This is a genomic window from Dorea sp., assembly GCF_977044405.1.
In genome coordinates, this window is the sequence record NZ_CDRRQK010000011.1 from 88,089 (window position 1) to 94,672 (window position 6,584).

At 43.0% G+C, this 6,584-nt stretch carries 4 protein-coding genes; 2 read left to right on the plus strand and 2 right to left on the minus strand.

Annotated features, from left to right (window positions below; all coding sequences use genetic code 11):
* Nucleotides 1–42 precede the first annotated feature (42 nt).
* Complete coding sequence (gene trkA / locus ACWJAF_RS06980; RefSeq protein ID WP_296033116.1) at nt 43–1,401, minus strand: Trk system potassium transporter TrkA; 1,359 nt, start codon at nt 1,399–1,401, stop codon at nt 43–45.
* Between the two features lie 142 nt (nt 1,402–1,543).
* Nucleotides 1,544–3,619, minus strand: a complete 2,076-nt coding sequence (locus ACWJAF_RS06985) for an elongation factor G (RefSeq protein WP_296033117.1) — start codon at nt 3,617–3,619, stop codon at nt 1,544–1,546.
* Between the two features lie 399 nt (nt 3,620–4,018).
* Here ACWJAF_RS06985 and ACWJAF_RS06990 point away from each other — a divergent pair, with 399 nt between their 5' ends.
* Nucleotides 4,019–5,113, plus strand: coding sequence for a prephenate dehydrogenase (locus ACWJAF_RS06990; RefSeq protein ID WP_448863019.1), 1,095 nt, complete (start codon nt 4,019–4,021; stop codon nt 5,111–5,113).
* Nucleotides 5,103–6,404: a 3-phosphoshikimate 1-carboxyvinyltransferase gene (gene aroA / locus ACWJAF_RS06995; protein ID WP_448863020.1), complete on the plus strand. Its 1,302-nt coding sequence runs from the start codon at nt 5,103–5,105 to the stop codon at nt 6,402–6,404. The genes ACWJAF_RS06990 and aroA overlap by 11 nt, the downstream gene beginning before the upstream one ends.
* Nucleotides 6,405–6,584 lie beyond the last annotated feature (180 nt).

Sequence of the window (6,584 nt, forward strand, 5' to 3'; positions counted from 1 at the left end):
TCCTTATTCTCAGTTCAGAATATTCCTACCTGCGAACTGCAACTATCGTTCCAGTATATCGGTAAATTTATCAATATGATCCATGGTTACTACCACAACACTGTCCCCTACTTCCAGATGATCTTCACCATTTGGAATAATAATCTTCCGCTTTCGTCCGATACACGCGATCAGATTATTCTTCTTGGTCCGGAGATCACGGAGCGGTACATTGGTGAAACTGCATTCACATTTGATAATGAATTCCAGTGCCTCTACTTTGCCGCCCAGGAGCTGATACATCGATTCTACGTTTACATTGCTTGCGGATTCATTTCTTGCGCGTACATAACTCATGATAGCATCTGCTGTCGCACTCTTGGCAGATACGATCGAATCAATTCCGAGTCCTTCTACCATCTGTGCTCGTGAATCCTCATTCACCTTTGCCACAATCTTATTGACTCCCTGAAGTTTTGCAAATAATGCCATAATGATATTCTCTTCATCCATACCGGTCAGTGCGATCAACGCATCTGCTTCATTGATTCCTTCTTCCATAAGAAGATCATGATCGGCAGCATCTCCGTGAATAATCGTTGCCTTTGGAAGCAACTCGCATAATTCTTCGCATCTTTTCAGATTCTGTTCTATAATTTTCACCTGCATTCCAACCTGTAAAAGCTGCATAGCAAGATAAAAACACACATGTCCGCCTCCGCAGATCAGTACTTTTTTCACCTTTACATTGCGGTGTCCAAGTGAACGGAAAAAAGTTTTCAGATCCTGATGCGTTGCAACAATATGCATACGGTCTCCTTTTTCCAGTACAAAGTTACCATCCGGAATATGGATTTCTTTTCCTCTCTTAACTGCACAGACCAGAATCTTAATCTGGAACTTTCTGTAAACCTCTGCAAGTGACAGACCTGCTAATGCACTGTCTTCTCTTACAATGAATTCTACCAGTTCCACACGGCCTTTCATAAATGTCTCGACCTTACTCGTTTCCGGGAAAAGAAGTACTCTGGATACTTCATTTGCCGCCGCACGTTCCGGATTAACCGCCATACTCAGATGCAGATCTTCTTTTAAAAGATCGATCTGTCTGTAGTAAATCGGATTACGCACTCTTGCAATGGTATGTCTTGCGCCTAATCTCTTTGCCAGCAGACAGCTTAACATATTCAGCTCGTCTGTAGATGCACAGGCTATTACAAGATCCGCATGCGGAACATCCGCCTGTTTCTGAACTTCTACGTCTGCACCATTACCTGTGATACAGAAGATATCCAGTTCATTCACGGCTTCCTTTAATTTTCCTTCATTTTGATCAATCAAAACCACATCATAATTTTCTTCGGACAGCTGGGTGGTTAACTTATGTCCCACTTTTCCGTCCCCAATAATCACAATTTTCATTCCCTGACCTCACATATATTGTATCTTTGAATTTCTTTTGATTCGGATACCTTGAATTTTAACACAAGAGATTATAGCACCTTTGTATCAAGAAAAAAAGCCCTTACGGGCTTTTCTTCTATGTTAAACGTTTTCTTAACTATTATTCTTCTTTTGCACGCTTTGCAATCTCTGCTTCCTGTACATCCGAAGGTGCCTGTTCGTAACGTGCGAACTCATAAGAGTAGGTTCCCCGTCCACCTGTCATAGAACGCAGTACTGTACAATATCCAAAGAGTCCTGTCATCGGGATATCTGCTACGATTTCCTGTTTTCCGCCTGTGATCGGTGTCATACCAAGGACACGGCCCCTGCGTTTATTCAGATCTCCCATTACATCTCCGGTATAGTCATCCGGAACCGTCACTGTCATGGATGCGATTGGCTCTAAGAGTACTGGTGAAGCTTCCATGAAACCTTTCTTAAATGCCTGAATAGTTGCAGTCTTGAATGCCATCTCGGAAGAATCTACCGGATGGTAAGATCCATCGTATAATACTGCCTTCACACCAACTACCGGATAACCAGCAAGAGGTCCTTTAACAACTGCATCCTGCAGACCTTTTTCCACTGCCGGGAAGTAGTTCTTTGGAACAGCTCCGCCTACTACTTCTTCTTCGAATACATATGGTGTCTCAAGGTCTCCAGATGGCTCGAATCTCATCTTAACATGTCCGTACTGTCCATGTCCGCCGGACTGTTTCTTATATTTGGAATCTACGTCTGATTTTTTCTTAATCGTCTCACGGAATGCAACCTTTGGAGTTTCAAGCTTAATCTCACATTTATAACGTGCTGCAAGCTTGCTTGCTGTAATCTCCAGATGCTGGTCTCCCATTCCATAGAGAAGTGTCTGACGGTTCTCACTGTCATTCACAGCTTTTAATGTTACATCCTCTGCCATCATCTTCTGAAGAGCCTGTGACACTTTATCTTCGTCACCTTTATTATTGCAGGTATATTTCATATATGTATATGGTTTTGAGTAGTCTGTCTTACCATACATAACTGGTGTATTCTTGGTAGAAAGTGTATCGCCGGTCTTTGTATTGGCAAGTTTTGCGATTGCTCCGATATCTCCTGCAAATAACTCACTGACTTCTGTCGGTTTGTTACCTACCATGGTATAGATCTTTCCAAGTTTTGCCTCAGCATCCGATTCTCCATTATATAAGGTATCATCTCCTTTTAACACACCGGAGCATACCTTTACAAATGAATATTTTCCGATAAACGGATCTACCATTGTCTTAAATACATATGCGGATTTTGCCTTTGCAAAGTCGTAATCTGCTTCAAAGATCTCATTTGTCTTCTTATTAATGCCTGCGCAGCTTCTGCTGTCCGGGCTTGGGAAGAATCTTACGATATCAGATAACAGGTTTGCAACTCCCTGTGCCTGGATATTGGATCCCATTGCAACCGGTACGATATCCCCATCCATTACTTCCGTACGCATTGCAGAACGGATCTCTTCTACTGAGAACTCATCCCCTTCAAAATATCTTTCCATAAATGCTTCACTTGTCTCTGCCACAGCCTCTAACAGCTTATCACGGTAGATCTCAAGGTTTGGTTTACAGTATTCCGGGATTTCACATTCTTCTCTCTGTCCGATACCTGTATAACGTCTTCCTGCATTCTTTATAACATTGACATACCCAACTAATTTTTCATTCTCGCGGATCGGCTGGAAATGTGGTGCGATCACTTTGCCGTAACGGTCTGTCAGATCCTGTACTACCTGACGGAAACTTGCATCGTCCACGTCCATCTCTGTTACATATACCATTCTTGGAAGTTTGTACTTGTCACAAAGTTCCCACGCTTTTTCTGTACCAACTTCCACACCTGCCTTACCGGATACAACGATGACTGCTGCATCGGCGGCACTTACAGCCTCTTCTACTTCTCCGACAAAGTCAAAATATCCAGGTGTGTCCAGGATATTGATCTTTGCCTTCTCCCATTCAATAGGGATCAGGGTTGTACTGATCGAAAATTCACGTTTCTGTTCTTCTTTATCAAAATCACTGATTGTATTGCCATCGGTAATCTTTCCCATTCGATTCGTCGCGCCTGATACATATGCCATGGCCTCTGCAAGACTGGTCTTTCCGCTTCCACCGTGTCCTAAGAGAACCACGTTCCTGATTTCGTCCGTTCTGTAAACTTTCATATAGCTGCCTCCTTATTTTGGTAAAATCTCATGTAGATATTGTACTAAACTTTCTCGTTTTTTACAACACTTTTATACACTTTACACAGATTATTTTCCCGTTATTTTTCAAATAGATGTGCTTTTTCACTTATTTCTGAATTTTCCGAACATTTTGTAGTCATATTTCACCAAACTTACATTTTATACCATTCCTTCTTCCTGTAACACTACATATACAACGGACCTGGCACCTACAGAGCCTGCTTCTTTTTGTATGCTTTTTCACTTTAAAGCATCATAGCATTGACAAATCATCCTGTCACACGTTACAATAGGTACTGGAAATCTATACATTATAAAATGTTATAAAATAATTTTTACCGATTTCAAACGTACATCATACAAGGAGGAAACATCATGAAACACAAAATCGGATTTATCGGGCTTGGTCTTATCGGCGGTTCTATTGCAAAGGCAATCCGTCAGTACTATCCTGATTACGAAATTGTGGCCTTCGACAAAAGCAAAGAATCCCTGGCTCTCGCAACCCAGGAATCCACGATTGATGTCGCCGCAACCACAATTGACAATAATTTCCATAATTGTAACTATATATTTTTATGCGCACCTGTCGCATCGAATACAGCATATTTGAAACAGATTACAGAATATCTGAACGATGACTGCATTCTTACCGATGTAGGAAGCGTAAAAACCAATATACACGAAGAAGTCAAAGCTCTTGGAATTGAAAAATATTTTATCGGTGGTCATCCGATGGCCGGTTCCGAGAAAAGTGGATATAGTAATTCCAAAGCCATGCTGATTGAAAATGCTTACTATATCCTGACACCTACCAGCGAGGTATCTCAGGAAAAAGTGGATGCATATGAACATTTTATCGAAAGCTTAAAAGCACTTCCGATTGTGTTAGATTACCAGCTTCATGACTATATCACCGGAACAATCAGTCATCTTCCACATATCATCGCTTCTTCACTGGTGAATTTTGTAAAGCAGCATGATACCAACGATGAGCTTATGAAGAATCTGGCTGCCGGAGGATTCAAAGACATCACACGTATTGCTTCATCTTCACCGATCATGTGGCAGAACATCTGCCTTAAGAATAAGCAGAATATTGTGGACATACTGGATCAGTACATTGATTCCCTGGAAGATTTTAAAGAAGCAATCGAGCGTGAGGATGATCTGGATCTTTATAACCGTTTTGATTCGTCCAGAAATTACCGGAATTCTATGCCGGCATCTTCTGCAGGCCCGATTAAAAAAGCATTTGCCGTATACTGTGATATCATCGATGAAGCCGGTGGAATTGCTGCCATTGCAACAATCCTTGCGTCTAATAATATCAGTATTAAAAACATTGGAATTATACACAACCGAGAATTTGAAGAAGGGGTTCTGCGTATTGAATTCTACGATGAAGACTCAACGAAGAGAGCTGTAGAATTACTGCAGAAATTCAGGTACATTGTCTATGAGCGTTAGAACAATTTCCCCAGTGAAGGAATTAAAAGGAGAAGTAACGATACCGGGAGATAAATCCATCTCCCACCGTTCTATTATGTTAGGTTCCATCGCACTTGGAACCACTGAGATCACACATTTTCTGGAAGGCGCTGACTGTCTGTCTACGATCGGCTGTTTCCGCAAGATGGGCGTAGAGATTGAACGGAAGCCTTCCAGCATCCTGGTACACGGAAAAGGACTCCGTGGACTTCGTGCACCAAACGAAACTTTAAATGTAGGGAACAGCGGAACAACTACAAGGCTGATCTCCGGTATTCTTTCCGGTCAGAGTTTCCCTACCGTATTATCAGGGGATGCTTCCCTGAATTCCAGGCCGATGAAGCGTATCATGACACCGCTTAACAGTATGGGGGCAAACATCACAAGTCTGAATGACAACGGATGTGCCCCTCTTTGTATTGAACCTGGTACACTTCACGGAATCCACTACCAGTCACCGGTTGCCTCTGCCCAGGTAAAATCTGCAGTGCTTCTCGCAGGACTGTATGCAGATGCTCCGACTTCGGTTACGGAACCGGCCTTATCAAGGAATCACACCGAACTGATGTTACAGGGATTTGGTGCCTATGTCGCTACCGACCTGCACGCAGACGGAACTGCAACCGCACACGTGGAACCTTGTGAAGAGCTCTACGGCCAGCAGATCTGTGTTCCTGGAGACATCTCTTCTGCTGCTTACTTTATTGCAGCCGCACTTTTAGTTCCTGGTTCGGAATTATTAGTAAAAAATGTCGGAACCAACTTCACACGTGCCGGTTTCTTAAAGGTCTGCAAAGCTATGGGTGCCGACATCGAAACTATAAATCAGTCATTTGAAGGCGGGGAAGGCCGTGCCGATCTTCTGGTACGCTTCAGCCAGTTAAAGGGAACTACCGTAGAAGGTGATATCATCCCGACTCTGATTGATGAGATCCCGATGATCGCTGTTATGGCTGCTTTTGCGGAAGGTACAACTGTTATTAAAGATGCTGCCGAATTAAAGGTAAAAGAAACGAACCGTATTGATACCGTCACAGCCGGATTAAAGGCTATGGGAGCAGATATCACTCCGACAGAGGACGGAATGATCATTGAAGGAACCGGCCACTTATCCGGCGCTTCTATCCAGAGTTTCCTGGATCATCGTATTGCGATGGCGTTTTCAATTGCAGGCCTTGCGGCTGATGGGGAGACGGAGATTGTGGATAGTCAATGCGTGGATGTCTCTTATCCGGAATTTTTTGATACCTTAGATAGTATTGCTGTTTAATACACTGTTTCATTGTGGCATCCCGGTCCATGAGAAAGCGCTGGTATCCTATTTGCTGCTAGATGTCACGATGCAGAAGTTCTAAGGCAGTCCGACTTTCCTAAGGACGAAAGGGACTCCGCTCCAAACTCGGCATGCGCCTCAAACAGTGTCGCTCCGTCCCTTTAACGGAAAGTCAAA